Source organism: Bradyrhizobium sp. MOS001, from assembly GCF_004634465.1.
Taxonomy (GTDB): Bacteria; Pseudomonadota; Alphaproteobacteria; order Rhizobiales; family Xanthobacteraceae; genus Bradyrhizobium; species Bradyrhizobium barranii.
Genome location: NZ_SPVJ01000062.1, coordinates 1 through 14,185 on the forward strand (window position 1 = coordinate 1; position 14,185 = coordinate 14,185).

Consider the following 14,185-nt stretch of genomic DNA (forward strand, 5'->3'; position numbering starts at 1 on the left):
GGTTTGAGCCTCGAGGATGCGACGCCCGACCATACGGTCCTGAACCGCTTTCGGAACCAGCTTGTCGAACAAGGCCTGCTGGAGAAGCTGTTTGGTGAGCTGGATCGTCAGCTTGAAAATGCCGGCGTCATCCTCAAGCGCGGCACGATGCTGGATGCGACCTTGATCCAGGCGGTGTCGGCTCCTCCGAAGGAGGATCGCCCCTCAAACGATCCCGACGCCCGCTTCACCAAGCGGCAAGGCAAGAGCGGCACGACGTTCGGTTACAAGGCCCATGTCGGTGTCGACGAAGGATCCGGCTTGATCCGCACGGTACTGACCACACCGGCCAACATCAACGACACGACACCGGCGGACGCTTTGATCCGCGGCGATGAAGCTGCGGTGTGGGCCGATGCGGCTTACGACACCCATGCCCGACGGGCCCGGCTGAAGGCGGAGGGCAAGAAACCCCGCATTGCTCGTCGGCCCAACCGGCATCACCCGGAGTTGCCGCCGAGGCTCAAACGCTACAACCTCCTCATCGCGCGCCGCCGAGCCCAGGTCGAGACCACCTTCGCTACTCTCAAACGCCGCATGCGGCTGACCTGCATCCGCTACGTCGGTCTGATCAAGGCGACCGGGCAAGTTCTGCTCGCCTCAATCGCCTTCAACATGAGGCGGTGGGCCACGATCGCCGCGTGAGCTGCCCGCTGAGGGCAACAACTACAGATCTTCGCAGGCATTGCCAGGACCAAGGCCTTCTCTCCTGACGTCTTCAGCCTCAAAAGCCGATAACGCAACAGGCCCACAAGGGGAGAAGGCGCACCGCCCGCGTCGCCAACTTTGAATTGCTCGCAGTTCGCCATTTCCCCGTTTGTAAACCGGCGCACGACTCTTCATAATCGCCCGGTGCTCTCGTCAAGACGCCTTTTTCAAAAAGCCTGAGCCAAGAGGCCGATCATGCCAGCGTTCGTGACTTTCGGGCGAATCCTGTTCGCCGTGCTGTTCATCTACACGGGCGCGACCAAGTTCTTTCCCCTCCAGGCGACGGCCGATTTCATCGCCACCAAGGTGGTGGTGCCTGAGGTCATCGAGTCCTACACCAAGCAGATCGAGACGGCGACCGCCATGACCACGCCGCAACTGCTGGCGATCGCGGGCGGCGGGCTCGAGATCATTGCAGGCCTGATGATTGCGCTGAACTTCGGCGCGCGCTTTTTCGCATTGCTCATGATCATCTACATCGCGGTCTCGACCGTCCTGTTCTCCGATTTCTGGAATCAGGCCGCGCCCGACAACGCCAGGATGGTGGTCGATGCGCTGAAGAATCTCTCGATCATCGGCGCGCTGTTCATGATCATGGGCTACGGCCGCGCTACGCGCTCGGCCGAGACGGCCTACGGGGACGTGTAAAGCGAGTTGATGGCTCGTCCGTTTGCGACGAGTGCATGAACCATCATTCACAGATTATGGTTTTGAGATCACAGCGGTTCCACAAAATCGTGGCCGCTGCGGATCGACCGGTCTCTCCACTTGTCGGAATCCGTCCGGGCCCAATAGTACCGACAGTTCCGATTGCACAGGCGCAATCGGCACTGGGTGATTGGGGGCGGACTTGGTTCAATCGAAGCGCAAGGCGGCGGCACGCGCTGCTGTCGTTCTGGGGGCGGCGCATGTCGTGGCCGTTTCTGTAACCGCGGCCTGTGCAGCAGACTTGCCCGTGAAGGCGCGGCCGCTAGCGGCGCCCGTGGCGAACTGGACCCAGTTTTACGTCGGCGGCGGACTGGGCTTCGACTTCGCGACCGGACGGTCGAACCTGGCGCCGGTCGGCGGTGGCCCGGATTTGTTCAGCCTCGACGGCTTGCAGGGCGCCGACCTCGGGCTGTCGGTTTTCGCCGGATTTGACGTCCAGGTTGCGCCGCGTTTCGTGGTCGGCGGCTTTGTCGATTATGACTGGTCGCGCCAGAGAACGACGGCCAGTGCGTCGAGCCCGTTCTTTGGCCAGAGCCTGAGTGCTGCGCTGCCGTCGCTGGATCAGGGCTGGACGATCGGCGGCCGTGCTGGATTTCTGGTCACGCCCGATATCCTGCTCTACGGCCTCGCCGGCTACAGCGAGATGCGCATCAACAATTGGAACTTGAACTACGTGATCCTCGGGGGAGGGCCTTCGTTCACGGTGCAGGAATCGGGGCTGACGTCGCACGGTTACACAGTCGGCGCCGGCGCGGAATATCGCCTCGCGAGCAACGTGTCACTGCGCGGCGAATACCGCTACGTCGCGCTTGGCCGCAACACGACGGTCGATCCGCTCGGCGCGGTCTGGACCACGGACCTGTCCGAGCATGTGGTCAGGATCGGTGCGGCCTATCGCTTCGGCCAGTTCGGCGGACCGGCGACCGCTTCAGTGGCGCCGGTGCTAAATCCGACATGGACGGGCGTTTACGTCGGCGCGGGTATCGGGGGCGACGTCATCACGCCCCATGTCGCAGGCTCGTTCGCCGGTGTGCTGGATTTCAATGCGTCCGGTTTGGGCGGCGCCGACGTCGGCGGCACTTTCACGATCGGCTACGATCGCCAGGTCGCGCCGAAATGGGTCCTTGGCGCATTCGGCTTGATCGATGCCGGAACCAATGGCGGCGCCAAGGTCAACGCATCGGGCGGAGGTGTTGCGATCTCGTCGGATCTCGCGGCGGTGAAGCGGGGTTGGACCGTCGGCGGACGTGTCGGCTATCTCGTGGCGCCGGAGACGCTGGTCTACCTGCTCGGCGGCTACAGCGGAACGACGGCGCAGTCGATCTCGTACAATTTCCTCGGATTTCCCGGCACCGCTCCGACGCGGGAATATCACGGCGCGACCTTCGGTGGCGGCTTCGAGCGCTTCTTCACCGATAGCATCTCCGCCCGCGCCGAATATCGCGTCACGCATCTCGGGGCGCGAGACGATCTGGCGTCTGATTTCATGACCAGCCTGAGCGCGGGCGGCACGGTGCACACGCTGCGCGGCGTGCTGGCCTATCACCTTCCGACGCCGTAGCGCAGATCGCCTGTGCTAGACTCGACGCCACGGCGTAACCGTGACGTCATGCGCCGCGTCGAGCAGATACGGCGCCCCAGGCTTCATCCCGTGCGACGCCAGCACCTCATGCGGCGTCCGCTCCGGCACGCCGACAAAGCAGCCTTCGCCGCCGGGCAGCCGCACATGCGGGGCTTCCGACAGCCAGAACGTGTCGTAGCGGTCCATGAACATGTCGAACACGACGGGGCCGCCGATGATTGCGACCGTGCCGGAGGCGACACCGGCGAAAGCGCAGGCCTCCTCGAAGCTCGCATGCTCGGGATTCCACAGCGTCGCGTTCGGCATCTCCGGGTCGACGGTGAGCGCCTTGATCTTGCGGGTGAGGATCAGCCGCTTGCGCTTCGGCGAATTCGGCTGCTGCTCGTGCGAGTGTCCGCCGTGCACGACGACCGCGGCTCGATCGAGCGCTTGCTCGAAAAAGCGCTTGTCGCCTTCGAACACCAACGTTGAGGGCATGATGTGCGACGGATCGGCAAGCATGCCGTCCGCCGATATGATGACGTAACCTTCAAACCGGAAAGACAATTGCGGTCTATTCCGAGACCGTCGTCACGACGGAATTGACCGGGCGCGTGCTCACCGTCGGCAGCTTGACGTCCTTGAGCAGCTCCTGGTCGTATTCGGGCAGCGTCGAGGCCGGGAACTTGGCGCGCATCGCCACCACCTTGTAGCCGCCGGCCTTCAGGCGCTTGAGCAGCTCGGGCAGGGCCTCCGCCGTGTGCTTCTGGAAGTCGTGCATCAGGATGATGCCCTTGCCCTTGGTGTCGAGCTTCTTCATCACGGTCTCGATCACCTTCTCGGGCTTCGAGGCCTTGAAGTCGAAGGAGTCGATGTCGCAGGAGAAGATCGCGACGTTGCGGTTGCCGAGATAGGTAACCATCTCCGGCGGGTGCTGGAGCGCCGGGAAGCGGAAGAACGGTGAGGGCGAGATGCCGCCGAGCGCCCACTTCACCGCCGAGAATCCCTTCTCGATCTCTTCCTTGCGCTGCGCTTCCGTGAGCTTCTTGTTGTTGAGGTTGGCGTGCGACCAGGTGTGGGCGCCGACGGTGTGGCCGGCCGCATAGACCTGCTTCAGGATCTCCGGCTCATAGGTCGCGTGCTTGCCGATCGAGAAGAAGATGCCGGTGGTGCATTCGTCGGCGAGAGCCTTCAACACGGCGGGCGTGTTCTTCGGCCAGGGGCCGTCGTCGAAGGTCAGCACGACCTCCTTGTCGCGCAGGAAGTCGAGCTCCTTGAAATGCTCGAAGCCGAAGCCCGGACCACCCGTGGTGTCGATCTCGACGGTGCGGGCGACGCCGAGCGCGCCGGGCGTGTTGCAGGCCGCGCGGGCGGGCTGGGGCGCCTGTTTCGGCGGGGGCGGGAAGGCCGCTTGCGTCGGTGCAGCAACTGCCGCCGCGGGAGCGGGCGCCGGTGCCGCGGCGGGGGCTGCAGCCGGTGCCGCCTGGGTGGCGGCTGCGGGCTTTGCGGCCGGGGTCTGCGACCACGCTGCGCCTGCCATCGCAACCGACATCGCGCTTGCCAAAATCAGTCCTGCCGCCACACGCATGGTGTTGTCCTCGAGATTGATCCCGTTGTTCCGCCGCAGCTTTTCGCCTCTGGCAAAACCATCCTGCCCCTTGATAGTCCTAGCCTAGATGGTGGGCCCTCGTCATTGCAACGGCTGTTTGGCACCCCGCCACAATTGTGCCCAACCGGATGCGGGCTGCGGGTGTCAGCTGTCGGCCAGCGCCTTCGCAATCGCCGTCTTGACCCGTGTGTCCGTCGGATCGACCGCAGACGGATACACCTCGGCAATGTAGCCGTCGCGCCCGATCAGGTATTTGTGGAAGTTCCAGCGCGGAACGTCGCGGGGGCGCGCCTCGGCCGCCCATTTGTAGAACGGATGCGCCTTGGCGCCGACCACCACGGCCTTGGCCGCGATCGGGAAGGTAACGCCGTATTGGTGGTGTGCGGTCTCCGTGATCTCGCTGGTGCCGCCGGGCTCCTGGCCACCGAAATCGTTGGAGGGCACGCCGATCACGGTGAGCCCGCGCTCGCGAAACTCGCTCCAGAGCTCTTGGAGGCCCGCGTATTGCGGAGTGTAGCCGCAGAGCGAAGCGGTGTTGACCACCAGCAGCGGCTTGCCCGTGAACGCGGCAAGGCGGATGTCGTCGCCTGATAATGCAGGGAAGGAGAACGCATAGGCCGAGATCCGGCTCATGCCGCCATCGGCGCGGCTGCGTCCAGCAGACGCGGTCGTCGCGACAAGCGCGGCGAGCATGGTCCTGCGGTTCAGCATGGCAACGTCCCCCGACGTGATCCGGGACTCACCTTACTGCGTCGGCGCGACGCGCCTGGTCAACACCGCGTTATCGGACGCGGCAAGGCGCCACTTCGCTCGAAAGCGCTCTAGTACAGGCGGACGATGAAGTCGGTGCCTTCGCCGGTCTCGCCCTGGTTGATGCCCTGGTCGGAGACGATGATCGAGCCGCCCGATGTCAGCATCTCGTTGATCTTTGCCATGGTGTCGGCCGGGATCGAGATACGGTCGAGTGCCTCGGCCGGGCTGTCCGGCGTGACCACGGGCTTGGCTGTAACGGGCTTGGCGGCGACGGGGATCACGGCGGCGCCGCGCTGGCGGAGTGTCACGCGGCTGTCATCCTCGCGCGCGGCGGCGCGGGCGGAGACCGGCAGCGATACCACCGACCAATGCAGCGCGTTGGTGTCGGTCTTGTCGACCTCGGCGGTGAAGACGTGGGTGCCGAGCGACCGCTCGCTCGCAGCGATCGTGACGGGAACCTCGAACAGCGGCGCAAAGTTCTGCCGCACGTAGAGCTTGGAATCCTTGCGGCTGATGAACACCGCGATCTGGCCGGCCCGTTTGGGCGTCTCCGGCTTCGCGGCAGGCGCAGGATCAGCGACGCGGGTCTCGTCTTTCTTGGCGTCGGGCGAGGCGGTGAGCGCCGGTGCGGCAGCGGGCGCATCGGGTTTCTTCGCGGGCTCGGCGGCTTCAGCCTTGGGCGCTTCTGCAGTCTTGGGCGCTTCTGCGGCCTCAACGGGCTTTGCGTCGGTGCTTGCGGGCTTGGCGGCTTCTTCCGACTGCGGCTTGACCGGGTCAGATGCCTCGGCGGTCTTTTCAGACTTGGCCTCAACCTTGTCGGGGGGAGCGGCTGCTTCCGCGCGCACCGGTGCATTGCCGGTGGTCACATCCGACATCACGGTATGGCCGAGCGACGAACGCAGCTCGAGCGCGCTCTCCGCGCTGGCGGTCTTCGTCTCGACGGGTTTTGCTTCGCCGACTTTGGTTGGTGCGGCGCCCTTGTCGGCCTTGTCGCCGACATTGGTCTGCGGCTCCAGGCTGGCGGCGGGCTGCGGCGGCACGCGCACCGAGGCGAGCAGGGGATGCGAGAAATTTTGCGGCGACATCTGGCCGGGCGAGACGATCACGCGCGCGCCCATCCTGGTCCAATTCCACATCTTCACCGCGAACGCCATCGGCATGCGGATGCAACCGTGCGAGGCCGGATAGCCCGGCAGCACGCCGGCATGCATGGCGATGCCGGACCAGGTGATCCGCTGCATGTACGGCATCGGTGCGCCGCTATAGATGTTGGACTGGTGGAATTTGTGCTTCTGGATCACGCTGAAGACGCCCATCGGCGTCGAGTGGCCCTTCATGCCTGTCGACACCGCGGATTCCGCGAACACGCCGTTAGTGTCGTAGACCGTCACCTTCTGCCGATCGATCGACACGACGATCACGAGCGGACCTTGCGGCTTGGTGCCGGCTTCCTTCTCGGCGACGACTGCTTTCTTGCCAGCCGTACTGCGCTTCTGAGGCTTCTGCCGGGGAATGTCGGGATAGCGCTGCTGCCGGGCGGCGTAGGACCCGTCGGAGTAGTCGCTCCAGTAGTAGAACGCCGCGTCCGCCTGGCTGGTCAAGCCAATCGCACCCGCCGCCGTCAAAATGGCGACCTGCCACAGCCGGGCCGGCCTGGCAGAAAAACTGGCCCCGTTCACGCTATTCATTCCTCGAATCCACAATCCAACTCAGAAATTAGTCTCGCAGAGGGGATACGCGTTCACTAGCACGGCAGTTCTGCCGTCAGCGAATTTTGTCCATGACGTAGCAAAAAAGCCTCACGGACCGGTAAACGGCGGCCGCGACGGCTGCCGCTCATCTTCCTGACCGGCTGTCGCATGCCTACATTGCCGGGACTTGTTACCGGAGAACTTCATGTCATCTCGTTTCCCCGGTCTTTCCGGCATCCGCTTGAAAGGCCTTGCTTTATTCCTCCTGTTGCTGGCTGTCCCAGCGAGTTCTGCAATCGCCGCCGACGAGCCGGATCTGATCTTCCGTCGCTCGACGGTATTCAAATGGATGAGCCCGAATGACAAGCTCGCGACCTACGGCCTCGACGACCCCGAGGTCGAGGGCGTGGCCTGTCATTTCACGGTGCCGGAGAAGGGCGGCTTCAAGGGCTGGCTCGGCCTTGCCGAGGAGGTCTCGGATATCTCGTTGGCCTGCCGCCAGGTCGGTCCGATCAAGTTCAAGAACAAGATGGAGCAGGGCGACGACATGTTCCGCCAGCGCCGCTCACTGTTCTTCAAGAAGATGCAGATCGTGCGCGGCTGTGACGCCAAGCGGAATGTGCTGGTCTACATGGTCTATTCGGACCGGCTGATCGAAGGTTCGCCGAAGAACTCGACCTCGACGGTACCGGTCATGCCGTGGGGACCGGCTGACGCCAACGTCCAGAAGTGCGGCGAGTTCTTCACTCAGTGACGCGCGTGCGTTCACTCAGTGACGCTCTTGCGTTCACCCAGTGACGAGAGTGCGGCTGGCGCGCGGTTGTGCGAGATGCGAGCCGGTCAGCCGCACGAATGCTTGTGGCGCGGCCTCGTGGCCGCGGTCCGACTGCAGCGACATCGCCCCGATTGAAGCGACGCGGCTGGGTCGCTGGTCGGCGCGGTCCGTCCGCAGGTCCGCGTCGCGCGGCGTTGCGCGATCTTGCGCCGTCATGATGGCATCCCTCAACTGAACGCGCCCGGTGGTTCCGGGCTTCTCGGTTTCGATGGCTTGGGTCGCAGTCGAATCGCGCCCGGTTCGACGGAACCCAGCCCCCGTTCGGGCTTCTCTTCAGCAGAAAAACGTAAAATGCATGTGAAGTGCGGAAGGCGTGCGTGTGACGGCGCGCAGTGTGGGCCTGCTTCCAAGCAGGGACAGAGCCTGCAAGGCCACTTTCAGGCGCGGCGCGACCCATTTGAAAAGACTGGGATTTTCCGCTGAATGTTTCGTCGCCTAGCGCGTGACGAAACAATTCTCACAAAGACGAAACCATTTTCCGCTTTTGGCGCATCACGCGCGAAACGACGCATGGTTATCAGCTTCACAACGATGACGCACCGCCGGCCAAGGAATTGGGACACGAGATCATGCGCACGCTCAGCTTCATCCTTGCCTTCGCTTTCGTGCTCGCCGGCTCTTCGTTCGCGGGGGCGCCGGACGGCAATCTCCCGGGTGTCGGCACCTTCCAGTACAGCGGCTCGCCGGTCACCACCACGGCGCCGCAGCCGATCGTGGTCGCTGCGCGTTTCTGATCGACAGCCAAGAAAATCAAAAGAAAAATCACAAGAAAAACCAGCCGATAAAGGCCATCATGATTGTCCGATTCTGCGCCGCAGCGTTCGTTTCGCTTCTGACGATCAGCGCTGCCCACGCGCAGGTTCGCGCTCCTTCGAGGCTACCGGATCCCCGCAGCGAGTTCATGCGTCAGTGTGCGCCGCGGATGCTCGGGCGCTGGGAGCATCCCGAGGAGGTCTGCGGCTGCCTGCATGATCACGCCGTTGCTGCCGTCGAGGACCGCGATCTGCGCGAGGCGCTGTTGCGCGGCATCAGCGAGACCGGCGTGCCAACGATCGAGACTGATTGGGTGCCCGCGTCCAAGCAGGGCGAGATCGGCTCGACCTTCACCAAGATCGCCAAACCGACCTTGCAGTGCATGTTCGACCCGGCGAAGTCGTAACCATCACTTCGATTTCGGACCGAAGCGCGGAACGCAGGCGATGGTCCGCGCGACGCCCTTGTCGGTCATTCTCGCACCGCGCACTTCCTTGACCTGCCCGGCGGGGCAGGTTCCGTCATCCACTTGCACGCGCTGGCCGAGCTTGAGATCGGTGATGTCCTGTTCACGTCCGACAGTGACGGCATGCGCCGCCGTCGCGAGGGCGACCGAGATCAGCAGCGAGAGGCAGGTCGCGCGGCGCAGCAGCATGATGTGAGGTCCCGGCATCGATGCCGCAATGTAGGGAGCGGCAGGCGATTCTCATAGTGAACGTTCGTCACGCCCGCCGGCCGATTTGCTCCTCGCGCGCAAGGCGCCACGCGACTCCAGCGCGAGCCGTTCGGCGGAGGCCACGAGTTGCGGAACCGCGTGGCCGGAAAATCCCAGCACGAACCCGGGCAGGGGACGCGCGCGCGAATAGGTGTCGGCCAGTAGCCAGCCTTCCGCGCCTGCCGCCTGCTTCGCTTCTGCCGCCGCCGACAGCTCGACCGATGGATCGAACCGGGCGACGAGGTGCAGCCCTTGCGACGGCACAGGCACCGACAACGCGCCGTCGGATGCTGTTTCCAGGGTCTCAGCCAGCGCGTCGCGCGCCTCGCGATAGAGCTTTCGTACCCGCTTCAGGTTGGCGGCGAACGCGCCGGAATTGAGCATGTCGGCCACCGCGCCCTCCATCAGCGTGCCGGGAAAGCGGTCGAGCGCGGCGCGCGCGGCCGTGACGTCCGCGATCAGCCGCTCGGGCAGCGCGCAATAGCCGATGCGCAGGCCCGGAAACAGCGTCTTGGCGAACGTGCCCATATAGATCACGCGCTGGAGATGATCGATGCCGGCAAGCGACATCAACGGCGCGCCGTCATAGCGGAACTCGCTGTCGTAATCGTCCTCCAGCACGAAGGCGCCGGCCTGCTTCGCCCAATCCAGCAGCTCCAGCCGTCGCGGCATCGACATCTGCACGCCCAGCGGAAACTGGTGCGACGGCGTCACATAGGCCGCGCGTGCGGACGATACGGCGGTGCGGCCCTTGGCGACACGTATCCCGTGCTCGTCGACGGGGACGGGCACGGCGCGATAACCGCAATGCCAAATGGTGTTTCGCGCGGCGGGGTAGCCCGGGTCCTCGCACCAGACCTGATCGTTGGGCCTCAGGATCGCGCTCAGCACGATGCGCAACGCGTGCAGCGTGCCCGAGGTCAGCATGATCTGATCGGGGTCACAGCGCAGGCCACGCGCTGACAGCAGATGATCGGCGATCGCGGAGCGCAGCTCGCGGCTGCCGCGGGGATCACCATAGTGCAGATGCTCAGGTCCGAACGCGCGCATGCGCCGTCCGAGGAAGGCACGGAAGCGCTGCACCGCGCGCTCGTCGATATGGGTGCAGCCGAGCGAGAACGCGCCCTGCCGCGGTGCTTCGACCACGGCCTTCGGCTTCTTCGAATCGGCCGCAGGCGCCGGAATGCGCGCGGCGACGAAGTGCCGGAGCCAACGGTCGCGTCGGCAAAGCCGTCGGCGATCAGCCGCTCATAGGCAGTGACGACGGCGTTGCGGCGGAAGCCGGTCTGCTTGGCCAGTGTCCGCGACGGCGGCAGCGGCTCGCCGGGTTTGACGAGGCCAGAGACGATCATGTCGCACAACGCCTGGTACAGCCGGTGCGCCGACGACGCGACCGCGGTGATGTGCGGGCCGGTGAGGTCGAGGGGCAACTCCGCCTTGGCGGGCGCGGGTGAATTGGTTGGAATTTTTCGCATGGAATTGGCACTATCGCAGACCAAATCCGCGGTTACAACTCTCCTGGAATTGTTCCAAGCCCGACAGGAGCGGCCGTGAGCCAAACTGAAAGCCAGAATTCCTATCCGACGTCAGCGCGCAACCAGGTCAAGCGCCGTCACGACCGCGGCTTCTACGATCACGACACCGTTCACCGCATCCTGGATTCCTCGATGCTCTGCCACGTCTCCTATGTCATCGACGGCCAGCCCTATTGCACGCCGACCTTCTTCTGGCGCGAAGGGACAAAACTCTATTGGCACGGCTCGAGCGCGAGCCGCATGCTGCGCAATCAGACCAGGGGCGAGCGCGTCTGCCTCACCGTTGCCCATCTCGACAGCCTCGTGCTGGCGCGTTGCGGCTTCAACCATTCCGCCGACTACCGCGCCGTGATGGCGTTCGGCACTGCCTATCTCGTCACCGATTCCGAGGAGAAGGAGCGGGCGGTGATCGCCATGGTCGATCGCTTCTTCCCGGACCGCACCGCGACCCTGCGTCAGAGCAACACGCAGGAGATCAAGGCGACCTCCTTCATCGCGATGGAGATCGAGGAGGCCTCGGCCAAAGTCCGCGCCAAGGGTGTCGCCGATGACGACGAGGACTACGAGTTGCCGATCTATGCCGAGTGCATCCCCGTGCGCACCGTCTTGGGCGCGCCGGAGCCGTGCTCGCGCCTGCTGGATGGTGTAACCCGGCCTGCGACGCTGAATGGCTATTCGGAAGGCCGGCTGCTCGAAGATGCATTGCGGGATGCTTATTTTGTGGAGTACCCGAACGGCTGAAATCGGCTAGCTTGCGCGCACCATTGACCAATTGGATGCTTGGAGTTGCCTGATGAATGCCGAAACGCAGCAGAGGATTCTTGACGCCGTCGATGTCGGCTTCGAAGCCCAGCTTGCGACCACAAGCGATTTCGTTGCGATCCCTTCGACCCGCGGGGCCGAGGGGCCGTGCCAGGACATGATCGGCGACCTCCTGCGCGAACGCGGCTACGAGGTCGACGACTGGCACATCGATGTCGATGACCTCAAGGATCTGCGTGGTTTCGGTCCGATCGAGCACGATTTCTCCAAGGCGCGCACGGTGGTGGGCACCTACCGCCCGCAAACGAACGGCGGCAAATCGCTGATCCTCCAGGGGCACTGCGACGTGGTGCCCGCGGGGCCGCTGGAACTGTGGGACACGCCGCCATTCTCGCCGGTCATCAAGGACGGCAAGATGTTCGGCCGCGGCGCCTGCGACATGAAGTCGGGCACGATCGGCGCGCTCTACGCGCTGGATGCGATCAAGGCGGCGGGTTTCAAGCCGACGGCGCGGATCCACTTCCAGTCCGTGATCGAGGAGGAGAGCACCGGCGTCGGCGCGCTCTCGACATTGCAGCGCGGCTATCGCGCCGACGCCTGCTTCATCCCGGAGCCGACCGGCGGCAAGATGGTGCGCTCGCAGGTCGGCGTGATCTGGTTTCGCCTGCGCGTGAAGGGCCATCCGACCCACGTTGCCTTCGCCGGCTCCGGCGCCAACGCAATCATGGCGGCCTATCATTTGATCCAGGCGCTGCAGAAACTCGAGATCGAATGGAACGAGCGCGCGAAAGCCGATCGGTACTTCAAGACGCTGAACCATCCCATCAACTTCAACCCTGGCATCATCAAGGGCGGCGACTGGGCCTCCAGCGTGCCGGCCTGGTGCGACGTCGATTGTCGTATCGCCGTCCTGCCGGGCTGGTCGATCGCCGATCACCAGAAGGAGATCATGGCCTGCGTTGCGGCTGCCGCGCGCAACCACCGCTTCCTCGCCAACAATCCGCCGGAGGTCGAATGGTCGGGCTTTTTGTCGGAGGGGTATGAACTGACCGACGCCGCGGCGCCCGAGGCCGCGTTCGGCAAGGCCTTCAACACCGTCTATGGCGGCGAAATCCAAGACCTCGTCTTCACCGCGCTCACCGACACCCGCTTCTACGGTCTCAATCACGGTATCCCGAGCCTCTGCTTCGGCGCGAGCGGCGGCGAGATGCACGGCTTCAACGAATTCGTCGACCTGGAGTCGCTGAAGAAGTCGACCAAGGCGATGGCCCTGTTCATCGCGGATTGGTGCGGGGTGGAGAAGGCGTAGGTCTCTCCGCCGTCATTGCGAGGAGCCCTTGCGACGAAGCAATCCAGAGCGTCGCTGCGGAAGCAGACTGGATTGCTTCGCTGCGCTCGCAATGATGGGCGGACGGTCCTGTAGGGTGGGCAAAGGCGCCCTTGCGCCGTGCCCACCATCTCTCTTCGATCTTGCGCGAAAGGGTGGGCACGCTTCCGCCTTCGCTCTTCGAGCTACGGCGGACAAATCGCTTTGCCCACCCTGCGGCACCTCGGTTGGAGCGCCCACTGCCTGAAACACGGGCGCGATCAAATACTTTAAGCTTAAAAGAAAGACTAGGACGCCGTCCTGACTGGTGGCAGACTGGCGCCCGGTTCGACGGCCGAATCCTAGGGTGTCACGATGCGCGATTGGGATGATGCTTATGCCAATTCGGCCCATATCCCGGGCTCGGACAAGATGCCGGCCCAATGGGCGGAGCGGGCGGCGGCTTACCGCGCCGGCCTGAAAGACTTCCGCGCGGACGTCTCCTACGGCCCGGGCGAGCGCCAGCGTCTCGACCTGATCCTGCCCGACGGCGACAGCAAGGGCCTCGTCGTCTTCGTGCACGGCGGCTACTGGATGCGCTTCGACAAGTCGACCTGGACCGATCTGGCCGAAGGCGCGCGGCATCACGGCTGGACGGTGGCGCTGCCGAGCTACACGCTGACGCCGGCCGCCCGCATCTCCGACATCACCGCAGAGATCACCGCCGCGATCGCCAAGGCGGCTTCGCTCGTTTCCGGCCCGATCCGGCTCGCCGGCCATTCCGCGGGCGGCCATCTCGTCACGCGCATGCTGTGCAACGACAGCCGGCTCGAGCCTGCCGTCTACAACCGCATCGCCGGCACGCTCTCGATCAGCGGCTTGCATGATCTGCGACCGCTGCTCAAGACGAAGATGAACGACACGCTACGCATGACCATGGAGGAGGCGACGCTTGAAAGCGCGGCGCTGCACCTGCCGCTGGGACATTCGCCGGTCACGGCCTGGGTCGGCGGCGGTGAGCGGCCCGAATTCATGCGCCAGTCCGATCTGATCGCCAATGTTTGGACCGGTTTCGACGTGCCGACGCGCCTCGTCGTCGATCCCGGGCTCAACCATTTTACGGTGATCGACGGACTGAAGGATCCGTCGTCCCCGATCACCGCGCGCCTGATCGGCCTCGACTGACGCGGCGAGGATCGATCGATCGAAA

General features: G+C 64.5%; 15 protein-coding genes and 1 pseudogene. 9 read left to right on the forward strand and 7 right to left on the reverse strand.

Annotated features, from left to right (window positions below; genetic code table 11):
- From CT676_RS39130 to CT676_RS39140, 3 genes are all read left to right on the forward strand, one after another.
- On the forward strand, positions 1 to 684 hold a 684-nt coding region (locus CT676_RS39130; RefSeq protein WP_135216860.1), incomplete at its 5' end, for an IS5 family transposase.
- A 258-nt stretch (positions 685 to 942) separates the two neighbouring features.
- Complete coding sequence (locus tag CT676_RS39135) at positions 943 to 1,395, forward strand: DoxX family membrane protein (protein WP_063983645.1); 453 nt, start codon at positions 943 to 945, stop codon at positions 1,393 to 1,395.
- A gap of 265 nt (positions 1,396 to 1,660) precedes the next feature.
- On the forward strand, positions 1,661 to 3,016 hold the full coding sequence (locus tag CT676_RS39140; RefSeq protein ID WP_135216861.1) for an outer membrane beta-barrel protein: 1,356 nt from the start codon (positions 1,661 to 1,663) through the stop codon (positions 3,014 to 3,016).
- Between the two features lie 15 nt (positions 3,017 to 3,031).
- On the opposite strand, the gene CT676_RS39145 is transcribed toward CT676_RS39140, so the two are convergent.
- From CT676_RS39145 to CT676_RS39160, 4 genes are all read right to left on the reverse strand, one after another.
- Entirely contained in the window at positions 3,032 to 3,583 is a 552-nt protein-coding gene (locus CT676_RS39145; protein WP_166352832.1) for a dihydrofolate reductase, read from the reverse strand.
- A 7-nt stretch (positions 3,584 to 3,590) separates the two neighbouring features.
- Positions 3,591 to 4,604 (reverse strand): polysaccharide deacetylase family protein, encoded by a 1,014-nt coding sequence (locus CT676_RS39150; protein ID WP_135216862.1) that lies wholly within the window; start codon positions 4,602 to 4,604, stop codon positions 3,591 to 3,593.
- Positions 4,605 to 4,769: 165 nt separating this feature from the next.
- Complete coding sequence (locus tag CT676_RS39155) at positions 4,770 to 5,336, reverse strand: glutathione peroxidase (RefSeq protein ID WP_063983643.1); 567 nt, start codon at positions 5,334 to 5,336, stop codon at positions 4,770 to 4,772.
- A 110-nt stretch (positions 5,337 to 5,446) separates the two neighbouring features.
- Entirely contained in the window at positions 5,447 to 7,066 is a 1,620-nt protein-coding gene (locus tag CT676_RS39160; RefSeq protein ID WP_135216863.1) for a L,D-transpeptidase family protein, read from the reverse strand.
- Positions 7,067 to 7,274: 208 nt separating this feature from the next.
- Here CT676_RS39160 and CT676_RS39165 point away from each other — a divergent pair, with 208 nt between their 5' ends.
- On the forward strand, positions 7,275 to 7,823 hold the full coding sequence (locus CT676_RS39165) for a CreA family protein (RefSeq protein ID WP_028157500.1): 549 nt from the start codon (positions 7,275 to 7,277) through the stop codon (positions 7,821 to 7,823).
- 33 nt (positions 7,824 to 7,856) lie between these two features.
- On the opposite strand, the gene CT676_RS39170 is transcribed toward CT676_RS39165, so the two are convergent.
- Positions 7,857 to 8,060: a hypothetical protein gene (locus CT676_RS39170; RefSeq protein WP_135216864.1), complete on the reverse strand. Its 204-nt coding sequence runs from the start codon at positions 8,058 to 8,060 to the stop codon at positions 7,857 to 7,859.
- Positions 8,061 to 8,473: 413 nt separating this feature from the next.
- Here CT676_RS39170 and CT676_RS44550 point away from each other — a divergent pair, with 413 nt between their 5' ends.
- Positions 8,474 to 8,638, forward strand: a complete 165-nt coding sequence (locus tag CT676_RS44550) for a hypothetical protein (protein ID WP_166096179.1) — start codon at positions 8,474 to 8,476, stop codon at positions 8,636 to 8,638.
- A gap of 59 nt (positions 8,639 to 8,697) precedes the next feature.
- The gene (locus tag CT676_RS39175) at positions 8,698 to 9,063 is read left to right on the forward strand and encodes a hypothetical protein (RefSeq protein ID WP_063983641.1); all 366 of its coding nucleotides are present in this window, start codon (positions 8,698 to 8,700) and stop codon (positions 9,061 to 9,063) included.
- A 3-nt stretch (positions 9,064 to 9,066) separates the two neighbouring features.
- On the opposite strand, the gene CT676_RS39180 is transcribed toward CT676_RS39175, so the two are convergent.
- Both CT676_RS39180 and CT676_RS39185 read right to left on the reverse strand, forming a co-directional pair.
- On the reverse strand, positions 9,067 to 9,312 hold the full coding sequence (locus CT676_RS39180; RefSeq protein WP_071914551.1) for a DUF6719 family protein: 246 nt from the start codon (positions 9,310 to 9,312) through the stop codon (positions 9,067 to 9,069).
- Between the two features lie 51 nt (positions 9,313 to 9,363).
- A pseudogene (locus CT676_RS39185) lies at positions 9,364 to 10,847 on the reverse strand (PLP-dependent aminotransferase family protein).
- Positions 10,848 to 10,922: 75 nt separating this feature from the next.
- Here CT676_RS39185 and CT676_RS39190 point away from each other — a divergent pair.
- The 3 genes from CT676_RS39190 (at position 10,923) to CT676_RS39200 (ending at position 14,160) form a co-directional block, all read left to right on the forward strand.
- Complete coding sequence (locus CT676_RS39190; protein WP_135216865.1) at positions 10,923 to 11,648, forward strand: pyridoxamine 5'-phosphate oxidase family protein; 726 nt, start codon at positions 10,923 to 10,925, stop codon at positions 11,646 to 11,648.
- 52 nt (positions 11,649 to 11,700) lie between these two features.
- Positions 11,701 to 12,978, forward strand: a complete 1,278-nt coding sequence (locus tag CT676_RS39195; protein WP_135216866.1) for an ArgE/DapE family deacylase — start codon at positions 11,701 to 11,703, stop codon at positions 12,976 to 12,978.
- A 372-nt stretch (positions 12,979 to 13,350) separates the two neighbouring features.
- Positions 13,351 to 14,160 (forward strand): alpha/beta hydrolase, encoded by an 810-nt coding sequence (locus CT676_RS39200; protein ID WP_135216867.1) that lies wholly within the window; start codon positions 13,351 to 13,353, stop codon positions 14,158 to 14,160.
- Positions 14,161 to 14,185: the final 25 nt, after the last annotated feature.